This is a genomic window from Bifidobacterium santillanense (assembly GCF_018555385.1).
GTDB classification, from domain to species: Bacteria; Actinomycetota; Actinomycetes; order Actinomycetales; family Bifidobacteriaceae; genus Bifidobacterium; species Bifidobacterium santillanense.
Genome location: NZ_JAFEJS010000002.1, coordinates 271,455 through 289,206 on the forward strand (window position 1 = coordinate 271,455; position 17,752 = coordinate 289,206).

A 17,752-nucleotide genomic window follows, 5' to 3' on the forward strand; every position below is an offset into this window, starting at 1 on the left:
AATGACGTGTTTCTGGGTGAAACCTGAATGAATTCAGAGTTTTGCCAGTGCCGCCACGAACTGGTCGACCGCCGTGTTGACGGCCCAGATGTCGGTGGTGCTGTTGACGATCACGGCGAAGGTGAGCACGCCGCCCTTCTCGAGCGAGACGTTGCCGGCCAGCGAGCGCACGTGGTCGAGCGAACCGGTCTTGACCCTGATGAGCCCGCGCGTCGAGTCGTCGGCGACGCGGCTGCGCGCGGTGCCGACCAATCCGGGCACGGACAGGCCCTCGAGTGCGGCCGCCGCGCCGCCGTCGGGGTCGGCGAGGCGCTCCTGCACGCCGACGAGCGTGGTGACGGTCAGTCCCGTTCCGGGCGCGAGTCCGGAGCAGCTGGTCAGGGTGAGCCCTTCGGTGGAGACGCCGTGCTTCGCGAGCACCTGCTCGACGGCCTCGGTGTCGCCCTTGATCGAGTTGCCGGTGCCGAGCTTGAGCGCGGTGAGACGGCCGAACAGCTCGGCGAGCGTGTTGTCGGAGTGGCGCATCATGAACGCCATCACCTCGTTGAGCGGTGCCGAGCTGACGCGCGCGATGCGGTTGGAGGTCTTCTGGCCGCTCACGTCGTCGGAATCGGTGACGCCGATGCCCCGTTCGGTCAGCAGCGTTTTGAACGTGTTCGCGGCGTCGGCGGCGGTGTGCTGCGAGAGCATAGGGTATTCGGTGAACGAGTCGCGGTCCTGCGCCTCGAGTCCGGTCCAGTCGCGCCCGCCGTCGACCGCCATCGTGGAGATCGGGGTGTAGTAGCGGTTCTCGTTGTTGTTCTCGGCGATGTTCGCCGGCTCGCGGTCGTCGCCGAACATCGTGTCGTCCGCGGCGAGCGCGACGGCGGTGATGCCCTTGTCCCTGAGGGCCTCGGCGGTCCTGTCCGCCAGCGTGGCCAGTCCGGCGCGGCCGTTGATGTGCGTGGGGTCGTTCCGCCCGGCCGACAGCAGCATGTCGCCGTGGCCCTTGAGCACGATGGTGGGGACGCCGTCGCCGCCCGTGTGGGTCAGGTGGACGTCGGTGTCGAGCGTGGAGCTCATCTCGAGCGTCGAGGCGGCGGCGAACGCGGTGAGCGTCTTGGTGGTGGATGCGGGTTCGCGCACGGTTCCGGCCTCGTGCTCGGCGATGACCTTGCCGTTCACGTCGGCGACGACGACCGAGAAGTCGGTGCCGACGCCCTGCGCCTGGCCGAGCGTCGCGATGAGCGCGTCGACCTTGGCCTTGTCCACGTCGGCGGCGCCGGTCGTCGCGCCCGAGACGATCCCGGCGGTTCGCGACGAGGCGGGATCGGTGTATCGGCGCGTTTCGACCGACTGGAGGGTGAGCAGACCCGGAGCGGCGTCGGCCACGTCGGCGACGGCGTATCCGAGTCCCGCGGCGAGCGTCAGCGCGACGCAGACGGCGCATACGAGCACCCGATGCGTACCGTTCCGCCGAACCGTGGACCTTCTCGCCGCCATGGGCACCATCCCTTACGTCTTGCGTCTTGTCTGCGGGTCCGTGTGACCCGCCGCGTTCCGTCCGTCAGCGCTGCAGCGACGCGAATCCGTCGAGCGTGTGCAGGATGGCGGGCGTCCGCGCGTCCAACAGCTTACCGCCAAGCCATGAACCGAGCGCGAGGGCGGCCACGCCGTTGACGAGCGCGACCGGTATGAGCACCCAGTACAGATCGGCGATCGCACCGACCGCCAGCAGGACCAGCGCGACGACGCCGGTGGGCGCCAGCAGCAGGATGCCGCCGAGCAGATAGACGAACGGGAAGAAGCCCTGGGCCGCGGCGCGCCCCTGCGGCGAGGAGAACGGCTTGTCCATCGGGGGCACGGGGTACAGGAGCGTGCAGGAGGTGATCTCCGCCACCCCCAGTCCGGTGAGGCCGAGGGCGATGGCGAGCGCGGCGATGAACGCGCCGAACAGCAGACCGTCCGGACGCCGCCAGTCGCCGGTGATGACGGCGACGACGACGAACAGGACGAGCGTGTAGGCGACGACGAGCGCCGCGTACACGCGCACGCGTCCGATGCGGTCGGCCAGTCCCGGCACGCCCGCGAGCGCCTGCATCGCGAAGCCGCGGCCGTCATAGGCCAGTCCGTTGCTTTCGGCGATGGCGAACGTCCACCCCGACACCACGAGCGCCAGCCAGACCATGACGGAGTTGCCGCGCGCCTGCAGCGCGAAGACGACGACGATGAACGGCGGCATGACGAACAGCATCGCCCGACGGGGGTCGCGCACGAGATACGTGAGCAGGCGCGCGGAGACGGCGCCGGAGACGTCGTCCGGCATCCAGGCGAACGCGCCGATGCCCTTGGCGACTGCGGCGCGCGCGGCGGCGCCGTGGACGAGGCGTTCGCGCCTCAGGCACCACACGCACAGGGCGAGGCACGCGGTCCATGTCGCGACGAGCACGGCGATCCGTCCGGCGAGGGCCGCCCAGTCGCCGAGGAACGCGTCGTACGGCAGCTGGAAGGCGGCCCCGAGCGGCGTCCATGCGATGATCGAGGCGGACCGTGCGGCCAGCCTCGGGTCGATCCCGGCCGACAGGCCCGAGTTGGCGAGGATGCTGGGCAGCTGGCAGACGGCGACGAACAGCAGGGTGACGACGACGTAGAACGCGGCCTTGCCCCGTTTGGAGGTGACCAGCGAGGTGGACAGCGAGACGAGCAGCTTGGACAGGCTCGTCATCGTGAGCACGAACAACGGCGCGGCGACGAGGGCCGCGACGACGGCCGCGACGCCCATCCGCCGGTAGACGAGCGACCACAGCAGCATGGAGACGAGCCCGGTCATGGCCGGGATGCCGCAGCAGCCGGCGGCCAGCAGGCCGAGCTGCAGCTGCCGGTCGGGGATGCCGTAGAGCACGAGCGCGCGCGGGTTCATCACGGATCCCTCGCCGACCAGCATGAGCTGGACGAGGGCCACCATCGCCATCAGGAACGCGCCGAGCAGGATCGTGGCGATGTGCACGATGCCGCCGGGGCCGAGGATGGTGATCGGCGCGCCGCCGCGCGGCGGCCGGAGGAGCGGCGGCAGCCCGCCGAGGAACCAGGCGGCCGTGCCCGCCGGCCGCGATCGTGCCCACAGCCGCGACGACGCCGAAGACGAACGCGACGATCTGCCATGGGGACCGGCGCAGGGCGGCCATGGTGAGCGCCCAGCGCAACCGCACCAGCGTGGACGCGGCGTTCATCGCGCCGCTCCGGCCGCAGGCGCGCCGCCGTCGAGCCAGCTGATGCGCGCGGCTTCGTGGCGTCCGCCGACCAGCTCGAGGAAGCGGTCCTCGAGGTCCTCTCCGGCGGCGACCTCCTCCACGGTGCCGCCCGCGCGCACCCGGCCGTGGTCGATGACGGCCACGTGCGTGCACATCCGCTCGACCAGCGCCATCACGTGCGAGGAGATGATCACCGTACCGCCGGTCGCCGCGTATTCGATCAGGATGTCCTTGAGATTGGCACTGGAGACAGGGTCCACCGACTCGAACGGCTCGTCGAGCACGAGGAGTCGCGGACTGTGGATCATCGCGCAGGCCAGACAGATCTTCTTGGTCATGCCGGCGGAGTAGTCGGCGACCACCGTGTTCGACGCTCGGACGAGATCGAACGCGGCGAGCAGGTCGCGCGCGCGGGCCGTCGACTCGGCGCGGTGCATGCCGCGCAGCATGCCGGAGTAGACCAGCAGCTGCAGGCCGGTCAGACGGTCGAAGATCTGGTCGGGCTGCGGCATCACGCCGATCGCCCGTTTGGCGGCGTTGACGTCGCTCCACACGTCGCGGCCGAGGATCATCGCACCGCCCGCGTCGGGCACGAGCAGTCCGGTGACCATGTTGAGCGTGGTGGTCTTGCCCGCGCCGTTGGGGCCGACGAGTCCGTAGAACGAGCCGACGGGAATGTCGAGCGACAGGCCGTCGACGGCCGTCCTGCCGTCGAAGCGTTTGTACAGGCCGCGGATGGAGACCGCAGCGGCGGGGTCGAAGGGCACGAATCCCGGCGCCGGCCGCGGGAAATCGACATTCGGCGCCTGTATGTCGAAACTCATGCCGCCAGCATACACCCGAAGGCACGCGGCGTCACGCGCCCTTGTGCGCGATGGGCTTCCACTGCGCCTTGGAGAAGATGGCCTGGAAGGAGATCGGCACGTAGGAGAGCATGTAGATCGGGAAGCTCAGCACGTAGGCGAACAGCTCCTTGTTGGTGGCGCCGATCTGGTCGCGTTCGGCCACGATCGTCAGGCCCGCGAGCGCCATCATGCCGAGCACGGCGAGCACGATGCCGTTCGACCAACTGGTCAGCGCGCCGATCTGACTGCTCCACGTGACGAAGCCGAAGGCGGCGAACAGCATGCCCAGCGCGATGCGGCACACGCTCAGCACGGTGAACGGGCACAGCAGCAGCGTGAAGTCGACGGCGGAGAAGTCGCGTTCGCGCACGGCGCGTCTGACGAGGTACGGGCCGTAGAAGCGGAACACCTGCAGGAAGCCCTTGCTCCAGCGCAGACGCTGGCGCCAGCTCTGCGCGAAGGTGACGGGCTGCTCGTCGTACAGGATCGCGGTGCCGCAGTAGCCGACGCGGTCGCCGTGCAGGACGGAGTCCATCGTGAACTCGAGGTCCTCGGTCAGCAGGTGGAACTTCCAGCCCTTGTTGCGCTTCATGACCTCCTTGGAGAACATGAAGCCGGTGCCGCCGACGTGGCAGCTGGAGCCGAAGAGCATGCGCGAGTTGTTGAGGAAGCGCGACTCGCGGATGAACCACAGGGCCGAGCCGGAGGAGACCCAGTTGTCGTTGAGGTTGACGGAGTTGCGGTAGCTGGTCAGGATCCTGAATCCGGACTGGAACGCCTTGTTCATCTCCTCGAAGTAGTGCCTGTCGAGGCGGTTGTCGGCGTCGAAGACGAAGTACGCGTCGTACGTGTCGGACAGGCCCGCGTCGATCATGTGGTCGAGCAGGTAGGTCAGCGCGTACCCCTTGCCGATCAGCTGGTCGTTGTGGCGTTCGACGACGTTGCAGCCGAGCGAGCGCACGAGATCGGCGGTGTGGTCGGTGCAGTTGTCGGCCACGAGCCAGATGTCGATGAGATCGGACGGGTAGGTCTGGTCGCGGATGCAGCCGATGAGGTTGCCGATGACCTGCTCCTCGTTGCGCGCGGAGATGAGCACGGCGTAGCGCTTGTCCATCGGCGCGTCGGGGAAGCGCACGGGCTTGGAGAACAGCGACATCACGACGCAGGCGACCTGGTAGACCATGCCGACGGCGCCGACGATGAACATGAGGACGTCGAGTACGGTGAGCAGGACCATGTCAGCGCCACCTCGCACGCGGGTTGTCGGACGGGGAGTCGTCCGTCGCGGATCCGGCCCCGTCCGGTTCGTCCGGTTCGGCGGACCCGCCCGGTTCGGCGGACCCGTCGGACCCGTCCCTCGCCGGACCGGTCCCGACGAGGCCGTCGACCCCGGTCCCGGCCGCGGCGTCGCGTCCCAGCACGCCCTTGGGGATGGCGACGGTCGCCGAATCGTCGGCGTCGCCCTCCCCCGCGGAGTCGGACGGGATGGCGTAGATCTGCTCCTGCAGGCGGCGGATCTCGTCGTTCATCGGCACGCGGTTGGTCGATCCCTTCGCGGCGCGCGGCATGTGGTCGCCGATCGGGTGGAGCACGTGCTCGCTGAACGCCTCGGACGCCTCGACGACCTTCGACTTCCTCTCCGTCTCCGGATCGTACATGAGCGGCGAATCGACCAGCTCGTAGCGACGCGTGTACGCGCGGAAGATCGTCTGCAGCGAGGCGGTGACCGGCAGGGCGAGGAACGCGCCGAGCGCGCCGAAGAGCGAGCCGAACGCCAGCACGGCGAGGAACGCGATGGCCGCGTTGATGTCCATCGTGCGCTGGGAGATCTTCGGCGAAAGGATCAGGTTCTCGATCTGCTGGTAGACGATGATGAACACCAGCACGCCCACGCCGTACATCCAGCCGCGGCTGCCGAGCGCGAACAGGACGGGCAGCGCGCCGCCGATGTACGTGCCGACGGTCGGGATGAACTGGGAGACGACGCCGCAGAACAGGGCCAGCGGCATCCAGTACGGCACGTGGAGCACTTCGAGGAAGATCGCGGTGCAGGCCGCGTTGATCAGGGCGAGGATCGAGCGGGAGAACAGGAACGACGAGATCTGGTCCTGCGCGACGGTCCACACCAGCAGGAAGCGGCGCTGCATGCTGGGCGCCATCCACTGGCAGAAGGAGCGGCGCAGCTTGGGGCCGGCGGCGGAGATGTAGTACGTGGTCATCACCACGGTCATGAGGTTGAGCAGGAACGAGAACAGGCCGCCGACCGTGTTCATCGCGGTGCCGGCGAAGTCGGTGACCCACGAGGTCTGGATGTTCTTGAGGATCTCCGTGCCGAGGCTGTTGATCTCGGGCAGATCGAACGACGTGTACTGCGCCACGAGGTCCCTGATCTGCTCGTACATCGCGGGCATGCCGTACAGCATGGCGATCACCTGCTGGACGAACATGCTGCCGAACAGCGACAGCAGCACGACCACGACCACGGCGAGCAGCGTCATGCCGAACGCCGAGGCGACGCCGCGCTTCCAGCCGTGGCGCACCAGCGCCAGGGTGAGCGGCTCGATCGCCAGCGCGATGAACAGGGAGATGATGATGTCGAGCACGAGATAGTCGATCTTGCCCCACGAACGCCAGCAGAAGGCGAACACGATGACGCCGATCGCGACGTACAGAATGCCCCTGCCGAACCAATCCGGAGGTCTGCGGCTATCGCCCTTCATCGGGAACAGGGTGCCGAAATCCCACCGCTGCTCCGTGTCGTCCGTTTCGTTGTGCGTACGCGCGCTTTCGCTCATGGATCCCCATTGTAGCGACGGGGCGTGCGGGAGGGGTGTACGCCCACCCATTTATCCTGAAGGCATGCTGAACGTCTCGATCGTCATTCCGGCCTGGAACGAGTCCGAACGCATCGCCGACTGTCTGCTCAACACGATCAGGCAGACCGTGATGCCACACGAGATACTGGTGGTCGACAACCGCTCCACCGACGACACCTGCGAGGTCGTCGAGCGGTTCATGGCCGACCACCCCGAGGCCCCGGTCAAGCTGCTGCATCAGGACGCCGAACAGGGGCTCATCCCCACCCGCAACTACGGTCTGGACCACGCCACCGGCGATGTGCTCGGTCGTTTCGACGCCGACTGCATGATCAAGCCGGACTGGGTGGAGGTCGTCTCCGGGATCTTCACCGAGGATCCGAACGCGATGGGCGCCACCGGCCCGGTGATGTACTACGACATGCCGTCGCGCCATTTCGGCCTCAAGAGCGACAACCGCATCCGCAAGCGCATCTACCGCGCCGACGGCGGCCAGCCGCTGCTGTTCGGCTCGAACATGGCCCTGCGCGCCTCGGCATGGCGCGAGATCTCCGGCGAGGTGTGCCGCGACAGGGCCGACGTGATGCACGAGGACATCGACATCTCCCTGCATCTGATCGGCAAGGGGCTGAAGACCGTGTACTCGCCGCGCATGATCGCCGGCATGAGCGCGCGCCGCATGGACACGTCGCTCTCCTCGTTCCTCAACTACATGCGCCGCTTCCGCAACACGTTCGACGCGCATCCGCAGCATTGGCGCAAGCACAAGCCGGAGATCCTGTTCACGGCCATGTACCCGGCGATGCACCTCTTCTATCCGGTCTGGCAGAAGGTGCTCAACACCGCCGACATCAACCCGGCCGAGGCCGCGTGGATCAACGAGCAGATGGAGCTCGCCGAGAAGGAGGGCCGCGAACTGTACGACGAGACCCCCACGGACGAGACCTACGACGAGCGGCACGAGGATCGGGCGTAGCGAAACCGGACAACGGCGCGAAACGACAAGGAGCCTGATCGGAAGGTCATGACGACTTTTCCGATCAGGCTCCTGTCATCGGTGGTCCGGTCGACCTGGAATCGGCGCGGGACATCGCATTGCATCAGGTCGTACGCGGGTTTGGCCCGGCGGCCGGATCACGGTCTTCCGCACCCCTTCGAGGGACCGGCGGGTCGGTCGGAGACGCCCCCGCCCGACCCGTTCGGATCACATCAGGCTCTTGTAGATGGCGAGGATGTCCTCCTCGGTGGCCTTGCGCGGGTTGCCCGGGGTGCACACGTCGTTGAACGCGTCGTGGGCAAGCGGCTCGAGGTCGGCCTCGGTGGCGCCCACCTCGGAGATCGTGGTCGGGTTCTTGAGGTCCACGGTCAGCTTGTGGACGGCCTGGACGGCCTCCTCGCGCACCTTCTCGAGATCGCCGGTGTAGGCGTCCTCGACGCCGAACGCGTCGGCGATGTCACGGTACTTCTCGCCGGTGTAGTCCTTGTTGTACTCCATGACCGGAGCCAGCAGGATGCCGTTGGCGACGCCGTGGGCCACGCCCAGACGGCCGCCCAGCGGATGGGCCATGCCGTGGACCAGGCCGAGGCCGACGTTGGAGTAGGCCATGCCGGTGATGTAGGAGGCGTACGCCATCTGCTCGCCGGCCGGCACGTCGCCGTCGGCGGACTTGGCGAGGTTCTTGGCGATCATGCGGATCGTCTGCATGGACAGGCAGTCGGACAGCGACCAGGCGCCCGGGGTGATGTAGCCCTCGATGGCGTGGGTCAGGGCGTCCAGACCGGTGGCGACCTTCAGGCCGCGCGGCATGGAGTCGGTCAGATCCGGGTCCACGAACGCGACGATCGGGATGTCGTGCGGGTCGACGGCCACGAACTTGCGCTTGTTGGCGGTGTCGGTGATCACGTAGTTGATGGTGGTCTCGGAGGCGGTGCCGGCGGTGGTCGGCACGCCGAAGATCGGCACGGACGGGTTCTTGGTGTCCGCCACGCCCTCGAGGGACAGCACGTCGGAGAACTCCGGGTTGGCGGTGATGATGCCGATGCCCTTGCAGGTGTCCTGCGGCGAGCCGCCGCCCAGACCGATCAGGAAGTCGGCGCCGGAGGCGGCGAACTTCTCGACGCCGTCCTTGATGCACTCGACCGGCGGGTTCGGCTTGACGTTGGAGAAGACCTCGTACGGCAGACCGGCCTCATCCAGGACCTTCGTGACCTTCTCGGCGGTACCGGTCTCCAGCAGGACCGGATCGGTGACGATGAACGCCTTCGTGAAGCCGTGCTGCTTCGCGACGGCCGGGATCTCCTTGATCGCACCGCGACCGAAGTAGGCAGTCTGGTTGAAAATCATGCGGTAGACCATATGCAGCTCTCCTTTGAAGCTCGTGTCTGTCATTGTACGTAGGGCCGATGCGCTCGTCGCATCTCCCGACATTCCCCCAGTGTACTCGCGCTTGTGAGCGTTCACCAGCACGGCGTTGGAAATTTTCGCATTTTCCTTCGAATAATGAGCGGTCATCGGGCGAAAACGGCTCCATACCGGCGAAACCCACCCATACGAACGATGGCAACGAAACCATGGCATCGGCGTGTGGGAGGGAATGCGACGGCGTTCCCCCATAACACGGACGATACTACAATGAAACGGAAAATTGGGGTTCACACACATTCCGCGCGACGACTGCCGACGCACGCGCGGGCACGCCCACGGACGCCGAACGGCCTACGCACATGCCCACGCCACGGTACGCACATGCCCTACACGGAAAAAGCAGGGAGGGATTCACCTATGGCAAACGGCAGGGCTATGACGGTCGGCGAGATGGTGGGACTGTTTCTCTGGGACGACGCACCGGTGCGCGTGGATGCGTTCGACGGATCGCACTTCGGTTCGCCCGACGCCGATCTCAAGGTGCGCATCACCAGCCCGCGCTGCATGTACCAGCTGCTCGCGCATCCGAACGAGATCGGCGTCGTGCGCGCGTACGTACTGGGCGACTTCGACGTGGAGGGCATCGACTACGCCGATCCGTACCCGGCGATGCGCGCGATGGTGTCGATGGCCAAATACGTCAAGCCGATGACCCCGGTCTCGCTGGCGCGCGTCTCCGCGGGCATCCTGAGCCACGGGTTCAGAAGGCCGCCTGCGCCCGCCACCGAGGGGCCGAGCAAGTTCGCCCGCATCAAGGAGGGCCTGCTTCCCCACACCGAGAAGGCCGATTCCGAGACGGTCAGCTTCCACTACGACATGTCCAACGAGTTCTACGCCGACTTCCTCGGCCCCTCGATGACCTACACCTGCGCGGTGTTCGAGGACGAGGACATGAGTCTCGAGGATGCACAGGCCAACAAGCTGCGCCTCATCCTCGACAAGCTGGGCCTGGAGCCCGGCCAGCGACTGCTCGACATCGGCTGTGGTTGGGGTTCGATGGTCATCGCGGCCGCGCGGCGCGGCATCAGGGCGCTCGGCGTCACGCTCTCGAAGGAGCAGGCCGCGTACGCGAACGAGTGGATCGCCCGCGAGGGCCTGACGGATCTGGCCGAGGTGCGCGTGCAGGACTACCGCGAGGTGCCCGAACGCGATTTCGACGGCATCAGCTCGATCGGCATGATGGAGCACGTGGGCGTGAGGAACTACCGGAGCTACTTCGAGGAGATGCACAAGCTCCTGAAGCCCTGCGGACGTCTGCTCAACCACCAGATCACCATCAGCCACGACAAGCCGAACGGCAAGCCGGGCACCGACGAGTTCCTCGACCGCTACATCTTCCCCGACGGCGATCTCGGCGCCCCCGGCTTCATCGAGTCGTGCATCCACGACGCCGGGTTCAACGTCGTGCATCAGGAGAACCTGCGCCAGCACTACGCGCTGACGCTGCACCACTGGAACCGCAACCTGTCCGTGCATTGGGACGACGCGGTCAGACAGGTCGGGTTCGAACGCGCGAAGGTGTGGGGCCTGTACATGGCCGCATGCGCGCTCAACTTCGAGCTGGACGGCATCCAGATCCACCAGTTCCTCGCCGTCCGCCCCGACCGCGTGGGCCACCCGGACGGCAGGTGGTACCCGCTGCGTCCGTGGTGGAGGGCCTGAGCCGCCTTCAGAACTGGATGTAGTCGATTTCCTCGTGTTCCCCGGTCTCCAGCCACTTCGCCAGATCCTCGGGGCCGGAGAACACCATCTCGACGGCCTGCGCCACCATCAGATTGACGCGGCCCATCGGGGTCAGTCCCTCCGAATAGCCGTACACCGGCATGCCCATCGCATGCGCGTAGCCGATCTCGAACATGGTCCCCGCGTCCTCGTCCATGAGGTTCGCGATGACCGCGTCCGACGCCTGGATGCCCCGGATGTCGTCCTCGAAGCACCCCTCCGGCCCGACCTCCTCGATCTGGCTGGCGAAACGGGGCTTGAACAGGGTCCTGCCGTGACGTTCCAGCACACCCTCCAACTGCTCCATGCTATGCGCCTGCTCGGGGTCGAAGAACGGTCCTGCTACGTAGAAGTCATACTGCTTTTCACTCACGCGCACCATTGAACATCGGGGCGGCTCGACCACGCCCCGCAGGTTCACTGTTCGGACGGACAGCCATGATATGGCCACTATGTGAAACGGCGCGGGGTAGTTGGCCGGCTACACGCGCCACACGCCGCGACGCAGACGATCCGCGGTCCGCCAGACCACGGCCTCGATCCTCCGCAGCTCCGATTCACGGCTGACCGTACGCCACTGCGCCGCATACGCCTCCATCCACCGTTCGAGTTCGCCGGCGAGACGGTCCGGGTCCATGTCGGACGGCACCGGGATCCCGCCACCGCGTGTCTCCCCCGCCGTCGTTCCGGCGGCGAGCGCGACATGCCGTCCGACCCGTTCGAGCAGCCGCTGGCCTTCGAGCGCGAGCAGTATGACGGCGCCGGCGGCGGCGATGCCCGTCGCCCCGCATGCGCCGGTCCGGGCGAGCATCGGGGCGATGCGGATCATGCGGTCGCGCAGCGCCGCATCGGCGGCGCCCGGTCCCCCTCCGGCCGAGCCTTCGGCGACCGACGGAGCCCCACCGGTCTCCAGCCATGTGACCAGATCGCCCCAGCCGAATCGCACGTCGCGATCCGCGTCGGCGAGGACCGAAACGAGCCCGCCGTCGACGTCGTGGTATTCGAGTCGGGAGATGCGTCGGAACATGTCGGTTTCGTCGGGGATGCGTCCGGGGTTCCATGATTCCTGCGCGCCGATGATCATTCCGGGGATGGCCATGCGCGGGTCGTTGACGTGGCCGAGGTCGCCCCAGTCGGTGACGAGCATGCCCTGCGCGCCGTATTGCGTGCCGTAGCGGGCCATGCGGGTGATGTTGTTCCAGGCGTCGTCGATGCGCGGCAGGAGCGCGTTCCAGCACCATACGGCGGGGCATACGATCTGCGTGGCGCCGGATCGGGCGACGGTGCGGATCTTCTCGTCGGTGACTTGCGGGTCGTACTGCCAGTTGAGCAGGGTGACGGTTTCGGGGAGTCTTTTCAGGATTTCGGGGTGTTCGAGGGTGATGTCGCCCCACATCATCGGCTTTTTGCCTTGGGTTTCGAGGTGGCGGCACAGGCGGGTGACGTAGTCGGCGTACATGGCGGCGACGCCGATCCTCTCGGCGAGGGGTTTGGAGCGGCCTTTGCCGAGGTCGAAGGTCTCGTCGGCGCAGATGTTGAATTTGTCGGAGCGGAACAGCTGCAGGTAGTCGTCGATGAGCCGGCAGGATAGGTCGAAGGCGCGGTCGTCGCTGATGTTGAGCGTGTGGTGGCGCATGCGGTCGATGAATCCGAACGGCTCGTCGGCGCTTTCGGGGAATTCGCCGAGGTCGCGCAGGGATTGGGTGCGCAGGGCCATGTAGAGGTGGCCGAACGTGGAGACGGACGGTACGAGCTCTAGCCCGCGTTCGGCGCAGTAGTCGTCGAATTCGAGGATGTCGCGCGGGGTGAGCGGGCTGGAGCCGCGCCAGGTCTCGCTCATCCCGTCGAACGCGAAGGTGTGTTCGACGTAGAGCTGGAGCTGGTTGTATTTGTAGAGGCAGAGTTTGTCGGCCCAGGTCTTGAGCCAGTCGAGGGTGGGGACGCGCCCGCGGGTGACGTCGAGGTAGTAGCCGCGCGTTTCGAAGGCGGGCTGGTCCTCGATGTGCAGGCGGGGCAGGGCGGCGCCGCATTGGCGGATGAGCTGGCGCAGGGTCTGCACGCCGTTGCGCACGCCCTCGAAGTCCGCACCCCTGACGGTCACGCCGTCCTTGGTGATGTCGAGCGTGTACGCGCCGGAAGCGCGTGCATCGAGCCCGCCCGGCGACGGCGCGGCCGAGTCGCCCCCGGACGTCGTTTCCCCGCATGACGTGCCCTCGCCGCCATCGACGGTCAGGGTGATGCACCCGGGCCATCGATCGCCCGTGACGATATCCCATTCCAGCCCGGTCGCCGCACGGATGTCGTCGACGAGCTGCCCGGCGAATACGTATCGTTCGTCGCCGACCGCACGCGACTCGTTGATCCGACCGATCACGGGCAGGAGCAACGCACCCCGCCCTTCGCGCATCGATTTCGGTTCGGGAATCAGCACCCATCGCCGCTCGCCGCCGCGGCCCTCGCCGCCACCGGAAATCATCGGGTCGTCCATCGCATCCGTCATCGGATTCCTCCCTATGTCGCCGTCACGGTGCGTCATCGCACGTCACGCACCATCGTAGGCGACGCGGCGATGCCGACCCTCCGCCGTCGGCGTACGAAAACCAGAAAACCCCGCAAGCATTACGCTTGCGGGGTTCCGCTTGGTGGCTCCGAACGGCGTCGATCCGTTGACCTAGCGATTTTCAGTCGCTCGCTCTACCAACTGAGCTACAGAGCCAGTGAATGGTTTCCCATTCGAGCGACCCCGGCCGGACTTGAACCGGTGACCTCCGCCGTGACAGGGCGGCGCTCTAACCAACTGAGCTACGGGGCCGTGTTTCTCGCGTTTCCGTGAGGCAACGAGTAGATATATTACTCGTATCGGCGACCGACGCAAATCCTCGGCGTGTCGCGCCGGTCGCATCGACTGGACAATGCCGAAAATCGTTGGAATCACAAGGATTCCCAGCATTTGGCAAAGCGGGTTTCAAACAGCCTCCCCGCCAGCCCCGAATCACTCCCGCCAGGCCCCAATCCGGAACGCGTCCATCACACCGATTCGAATCGGAACCCGATGAATCCACTCCAACCGGGGCGCGCCCATCACACCGACCCGCATCGCGCCCGAATACACGAAGACGCGGCCGGACAAGCCGGTCGCGTCTCCATATGCCATCACGACGTCATATCACCGCATGCGTCACATTCGGCGACGAGCGGTCTCAGTCGGCCTGCTTCCAGGACTCGACGTCGATGTGGTGCTCCGGGTTCGCCTGCCACGCCTTCCAGGCGGACTCGACGATGTCCTCGACGTTGTACTTGGCGTGCCAACCCATCTCGGTGTTGATGCGGGTCGGGTCGCCGATGAGGTGCGGCGGATCGCCGGCGCGACGGCCCTGGACGTGCTCCTGGAACGGCAGGCCGGTGACCTTCTTGAGCTCGTCGACGATCTGGCGCACGGAGGTGCCCTCGCCGGTGCCGACGTTGAACGCGTCGTACTTGCGCTCGTCGCGGTCGAGGTACTTCAGGGCGGCGATGTGGGCGTCGGCCAGATCGGAGACGTGGATGTAGTCGCGCACGCAGGTGCCGTCCGGGGTCGGGTAGTCGTCACCGAAGATCAGCGGGGCCTTGCCCTTCTTGAGGCGGTCGAGCAGCATCGGGATGAGGTTGAGGATGGCCGGATCCTCGAGCTCGACCGGACCGCAGCCGGCGACGTTGAAGTAGCGCAGCGCGCAGAAGCGGATGCCGTAGCGGCCCTCGCAGGCGCGGGCCATCCACTCGCCGAACAGCTTGGTCTGGCCATACGGGTTGATCGGGAGCATCGGGACGACGTCCTCGGGCACCACGTCGACCGGCGGGACGCCGTAGGTGGCGGCGGAGGAGGAGAAGACGAGCTTCTTGGTCTTCTTGGACTTGCTCATGCCGGTCAGGACGTTGAGCATGCCGCCGATGTTCTGCTGGTAGTACCACAGCGGCTTCTCGACGGACTCGCCGACCTGCTTGCGGGCGGCGAAGTGGATGACGGCGTCGACGTCCTCGGCGTCGAGGATCTCGGCGAGGCGCTCGCCGGCGCCCGGGGCGGAGATGTCCATGCCGTACAGGCGGGAGCCCTCGATGCGGGTGGGCTTGCCGTAGCTCAGATCGTCGACGACGACGACCTTTTCACCGGCCTGATGAAGCGCGTGGACGACGTGGGCGCCGATGTAGCCGCACCCACCAGTGACGAGAACAGTCATGTCTGACCTTTCCTTTGATGAGAGAGTGGCGTGCGGTCCGACGACGCGAGCCGCTGTTCGCTTCTGCTCACATTTGTTATCTTTTCGAACAATTTGAGTATAACACGTAACAGGACCGAACACACGCGATTCGTCGGCAATCGTGATGAATAATGGAACGGACTTATATGAAGAATCGGGGCACCCGGCGCGACGGCGGCGGCAACGCCACATCGGACCAGGCCGACGCGCGGACCGCAGGCCCCGCAGGTCGGGGCCACGGCCCCGAAGACACGGACTCGACCACCGGCCGCGCACGGCGGCGCATGGCGAACGACGAACGGAAAGGAACCACGACCATATGACCGACATCACGACGACGGCAACGACGGAAACGACGACGGCATCGCCCTCCGGCATCGCCCCGACCGCCGCGGACACGACCATCACGGATGCCGCCCCCACTTCGGACTCCTCCACGACGGACACCGCGCACCCGGCGCATCCGATGCACAAGGTCCTGTCCTTCGTGCGTCGCTCCGGCCGGCTCGACGCACGGCTGCAGCGCGCATGGGACAACTACGCCGATGACTACCTGCTCGACATCAACGCCGGCGCGGGTTCGCTCGACGTGCGTCCCGGCTTCACGCTCGACCGCGACTATGTGCGCCGGACGTGGGGCAACGACAACCCGCTGATCGTCGAGATCGGCACCGGACAGGGCGAGAACGTCGTGGCCGCTGCCGCCTCGCGACCCGACGAGAACTTCCTCGCGCTCGAGGTCTACGATCCGGGCGTCGCCCACACGCTGCTGCTCGCCGGCAAGCAGGGTCTGACGAACATCCGCGTGGCGCAGGTCAACGCGCCGGAGCTGCTCAAGGTGTGCGCCGACGGCATCCTCGCCGAGGTGTGGACGTTCTTCCCCGACCCCTGGCCCAAGAAGAAGCACCACAAGCGCCGCATCGTCCAGCCCGAGCTCGCCGGCGAGGTGCGTCGCGCGCTGGTCGACGGCGGCGTCTGGCGCATCGCGACCGACATCGAGGACTACGCGCTGCACGTGCACGAGGTGATGGACGGCCTCGACGGCTGGCGCAACGAGGGCGGCGTCACGGTCAGCCTGCCGACCGGCCACGTCGGCAAGGGCAACGCCGACCTCGCCGCCGACATGCCGCACGCCGACTTCGCCGAATCCGCGCGCTTCGAGGGACGCGTCCTGACCAACTTCGAGAAGAAGGGCATCGCCGCGGGACGCGTGATCCACGACTTCACCTACCGCAGGGCGTGACGACACGCCGGCCACACCGGCCGACTTGCCCAACCGCGACGGCTTGTGTAATGTTGCTCAAGTTGTCAGCCCCCATCGTCTAACGGTTAGGACACCAGACTTTCAATCTGACAACGAGAGTTCGACTCTCTCTGGGGGTACTCACCGGCTCCGGGCTCCACGAGGTATCGTGGCCCGGAGCCTTTTGTTTCCAACGGTTTCAGGCCGCCAGCTTGGCCTTCAGTTGCTCGCACAGGAAACCCGGCGGTGGCCACTGCCACCAAAGATGCACCTCCGTCACTGTTCATTCCGCGCATCATCTGCTCGTACATCGACGCATCCAGCAGGGAGAGCGGGGGGACGTTGAAGAATTCCGCCACTGCGGCGATGTCCTGGATGGTCCAGGAAGTCTTGCCGGTCATCTTCGCGGACACGGCGCCCCTCTTCAGCCCCAGTGCCGCGCAAAGTGACTGCTGGGTCATCCCGCGGCCGGTCAGCTGCATGTTGACGTTCCAGATGAATACCCTCTGCAGGTAGTCGCCGAGTCCATTGGATTCGGTCGACGGTTCGATTTTTGCCATATCAAGTCCTTTCAGATTAGAGTTGTCCAATATCGATGGACATAATCCTACAACAATGATTTGCCGCTGTGCAAGTTTCTTGCTATATTGTCTATTGTGAATGGACTGACGGCAAAAATAATGGATTCTCCGATGCGTCGTTATATGACGGCGGCGGGTCTGAGCTGCCGAGACCTCGCGAGGGAGATGGGTACGTCCAAATCCTCGGTCGCGGGAAAGGTCAACGGCTCGATACCGTGGCAGCAGTCCGACCTGATCTGGCTGGCCATTCACCGAAACCTGTCCCCTGGGTATGTGCTCGGCATCGACGCCTATCTCACGGATGGCGGGTGGAAACCCGAAACGAGAATCCCCGGACCGGCTGGAACCCGGCGCGGGGATTGAACGGCAACAACCATGGAGCCGCGGGCGCGCATATCCGCCAAGATCAGACGCCCGTCGTTCCGATTCCCCGAAGGAGGGTCATCGCCATGACCGATTCTACCAATACTGCCGGCATTCGCCGGGCATCTGTCTTCGAGCCTAATCGCCAGCGCGACGCCGTGCGGCGGACGACGCGGGGTGGCGGCAACGTCGATCTGCGCATCGCGAAGGCTCATGTGCTGTCCATGCTCGCCCACCCGTCCCGGGGCTCGCGCCGCTGAGGCGCGCGTCCGCGGACCGTTTCCCCGATACC

The 17,752-nt window shown here is 66.4% G+C and carries 12 protein-coding genes, 3 tRNA genes and 2 pseudogenes; 5 read left to right on the forward strand and 12 right to left on the reverse strand.

Annotated elements, in window-relative coordinates:
• Positions 1–33: 33 nt before the first annotated feature.
• From JS528_RS03700 to JS528_RS03720, 5 genes and pseudogenes are all read right to left on the reverse strand, one after another.
• Positions 34–1,491: a D-alanyl-D-alanine carboxypeptidase gene (locus tag JS528_RS03700; RefSeq protein ID WP_420838176.1), complete on the reverse strand. Its 1,458-nt coding sequence runs from the start codon at positions 1,489–1,491 to the stop codon at positions 34–36.
• Between the two features lie 55 nt (positions 1,492–1,546).
• Positions 1,547–3,209 (reverse strand): annotated as a pseudogene (locus tag JS528_RS03705) (ABC transporter permease).
• On the reverse strand, positions 3,206–4,054 hold the full coding sequence (locus JS528_RS03710; RefSeq protein WP_214357756.1) for an ABC transporter ATP-binding protein: 849 nt from the start codon (positions 4,052–4,054) through the stop codon (positions 3,206–3,208). The pseudogene JS528_RS03705 and the gene JS528_RS03710 overlap by 4 nt, the downstream one beginning before the upstream one ends.
• A 31-nt stretch (positions 4,055–4,085) precedes the next feature.
• Positions 4,086–5,312: a glycosyltransferase family 2 protein gene (locus JS528_RS03715; RefSeq protein WP_214357757.1), complete on the reverse strand. Its 1,227-nt coding sequence runs from the start codon at positions 5,310–5,312 to the stop codon at positions 4,086–4,088.
• A gap of 1 nt (position 5,313) precedes the next feature.
• Positions 5,314–6,870, reverse strand: coding sequence for an AI-2E family transporter (locus JS528_RS03720; protein WP_214357758.1), 1,557 nt, complete (start codon positions 6,868–6,870; stop codon positions 5,314–5,316).
• A 64-nt stretch (positions 6,871–6,934) separates the two neighbouring features.
• On the opposite strand from JS528_RS03720, the gene JS528_RS03725 reads away from it, so the two are divergent.
• Complete coding sequence (locus JS528_RS03725; protein ID WP_214357759.1) at positions 6,935–7,867, forward strand: glycosyltransferase family 2 protein; 933 nt, start codon at positions 6,935–6,937, stop codon at positions 7,865–7,867.
• Positions 7,868–8,095: 228 nt separating this feature from the next.
• Here JS528_RS03725 and fucO read toward each other — a convergent pair whose 3' ends face one another.
• Positions 8,096–9,247, reverse strand: a complete 1,152-nt coding sequence (fucO, locus tag JS528_RS03730; protein WP_214311581.1) for a lactaldehyde reductase — start codon at positions 9,245–9,247, stop codon at positions 8,096–8,098.
• A 426-nt stretch (positions 9,248–9,673) separates the two neighbouring features.
• Here fucO and JS528_RS03735 point away from each other — a divergent pair, with 426 nt between their 5' ends.
• Entirely contained in the window at positions 9,674–10,978 is a 1,305-nt protein-coding gene (locus JS528_RS03735; protein WP_214357760.1) for a class I SAM-dependent methyltransferase, read from the forward strand.
• A 7-nt stretch (positions 10,979–10,985) separates the two neighbouring features.
• Here JS528_RS03735 and JS528_RS03740 read toward each other — a convergent pair whose 3' ends face one another.
• The 5 genes from JS528_RS03740 to galE all read right to left on the reverse strand — a co-directional run bounded on the left by JS528_RS03740 (position 10,986) and on the right by galE (position 15,252).
• Positions 10,986–11,411 carry a nucleoside 2-deoxyribosyltransferase gene (locus tag JS528_RS03740; RefSeq protein WP_338069764.1) on the reverse strand — a complete coding sequence of 142 codons (426 nt, stop codon included), beginning with the start codon at positions 11,409–11,411 and terminating at the stop codon, positions 10,986–10,988.
• Between the two features lie 108 nt (positions 11,412–11,519).
• Entirely contained in the window at positions 11,520–13,514 is a 1,995-nt protein-coding gene (locus tag JS528_RS03745) for a beta-N-acetylhexosaminidase (protein ID WP_214357833.1), read from the reverse strand.
• Between the two features lie 164 nt (positions 13,515–13,678).
• Positions 13,679–13,754 (reverse strand) — tRNA-Phe (locus tag JS528_RS03750).
• Positions 13,755–13,776: 22 nt separating this feature from the next.
• Positions 13,777–13,850, reverse strand: a tRNA-Asp gene (locus JS528_RS03755).
• Positions 13,851–14,238: 388 nt separating this feature from the next.
• A complete protein-coding gene (gene galE / locus JS528_RS03760) occupies positions 14,239–15,252 on the reverse strand; it encodes a UDP-glucose 4-epimerase GalE (protein ID WP_214357762.1) in 1,014 nt (337 codons plus the stop codon).
• 340 nt (positions 15,253–15,592) lie between these two features.
• On the opposite strand from galE, the gene trmB reads away from it, so the two are divergent.
• Both trmB and JS528_RS03770 read left to right on the forward strand, forming a co-directional pair.
• A complete protein-coding gene (gene trmB, locus JS528_RS03765; protein ID WP_214357763.1) occupies positions 15,593–16,516 on the forward strand; it encodes a tRNA (guanosine(46)-N7)-methyltransferase TrmB in 924 nt (307 codons plus the stop codon).
• A 68-nt stretch (positions 16,517–16,584) separates the two neighbouring features.
• A tRNA-Glu gene (locus JS528_RS03770) sits at positions 16,585–16,656 on the forward strand.
• Between the two features lie 159 nt (positions 16,657–16,815).
• On the opposite strand, the pseudogene JS528_RS11865 reads toward JS528_RS03770, so the two are convergent.
• Positions 16,816–17,076 (reverse strand): annotated as a pseudogene (locus JS528_RS11865) (helix-turn-helix domain-containing protein); the annotation flags it as partial.
• Positions 17,077–17,546: 470 nt separating this feature from the next.
• On the opposite strand from JS528_RS11865, the gene JS528_RS03780 reads away from it, so the two are divergent.
• Positions 17,547–17,720, forward strand: a complete 174-nt coding sequence (locus tag JS528_RS03780) for a hypothetical protein (protein ID WP_162834849.1) — start codon at positions 17,547–17,549, stop codon at positions 17,718–17,720.
• The last annotated feature ends 32 nt before the right edge of the window (positions 17,721–17,752 follow it).

Coding starts and splice junctions, on each gene's coding strand:
- fucO (WP_214311581.1), bottom strand. CDS start 9,247: ATGGTCTACCGCATGATTTTCAACCAGACTGCCTACTTCGGTCGCGGT.
- JS528_RS03710 (WP_214357756.1), bottom strand. CDS start 4,054: ATGAGTTTCGACATACAGGCGCCGAATGTCGATTTCCCGCGGCCGGCG.
- JS528_RS03720 (WP_214357758.1), bottom strand. CDS start 6,870: ATGAGCGAAAGCGCGCGTACGCACAACGAAACGGACGACACGGAGCAG.
- JS528_RS03700 (WP_420838176.1), bottom strand. CDS start 1,491: ATGGTGCCCATGGCGGCGAGAAGGTCCACGGTTCGGCGGAACGGTACG.
- JS528_RS03745 (WP_214357833.1), bottom strand. CDS start 13,514: ATGATTTCCGGTGGCGGCGAGGGCCGCGGCGGCGAGCGGCGATGGGTG.
- trmB (WP_214357763.1), top strand. CDS start 15,593: ATGACCGACATCACGACGACGGCAACGACGGAAACGACGACGGCATCG.
- JS528_RS03725 (WP_214357759.1), top strand. CDS start 6,935: ATGCTGAACGTCTCGATCGTCATTCCGGCCTGGAACGAGTCCGAACGC.
- galE (WP_214357762.1), bottom strand. CDS start 15,252: ATGACTGTTCTCGTCACTGGTGGGTGCGGCTACATCGGCGCCCACGTC.
- JS528_RS03735 (WP_214357760.1), top strand. CDS start 9,674: ATGGCAAACGGCAGGGCTATGACGGTCGGCGAGATGGTGGGACTGTTT.
- JS528_RS03780 (WP_162834849.1), top strand. CDS start 17,547: ATGACCGATTCTACCAATACTGCCGGCATTCGCCGGGCATCTGTCTTC.
- JS528_RS03715 (WP_214357757.1), bottom strand. CDS start 5,312: ATGGTCCTGCTCACCGTACTCGACGTCCTCATGTTCATCGTCGGCGCC.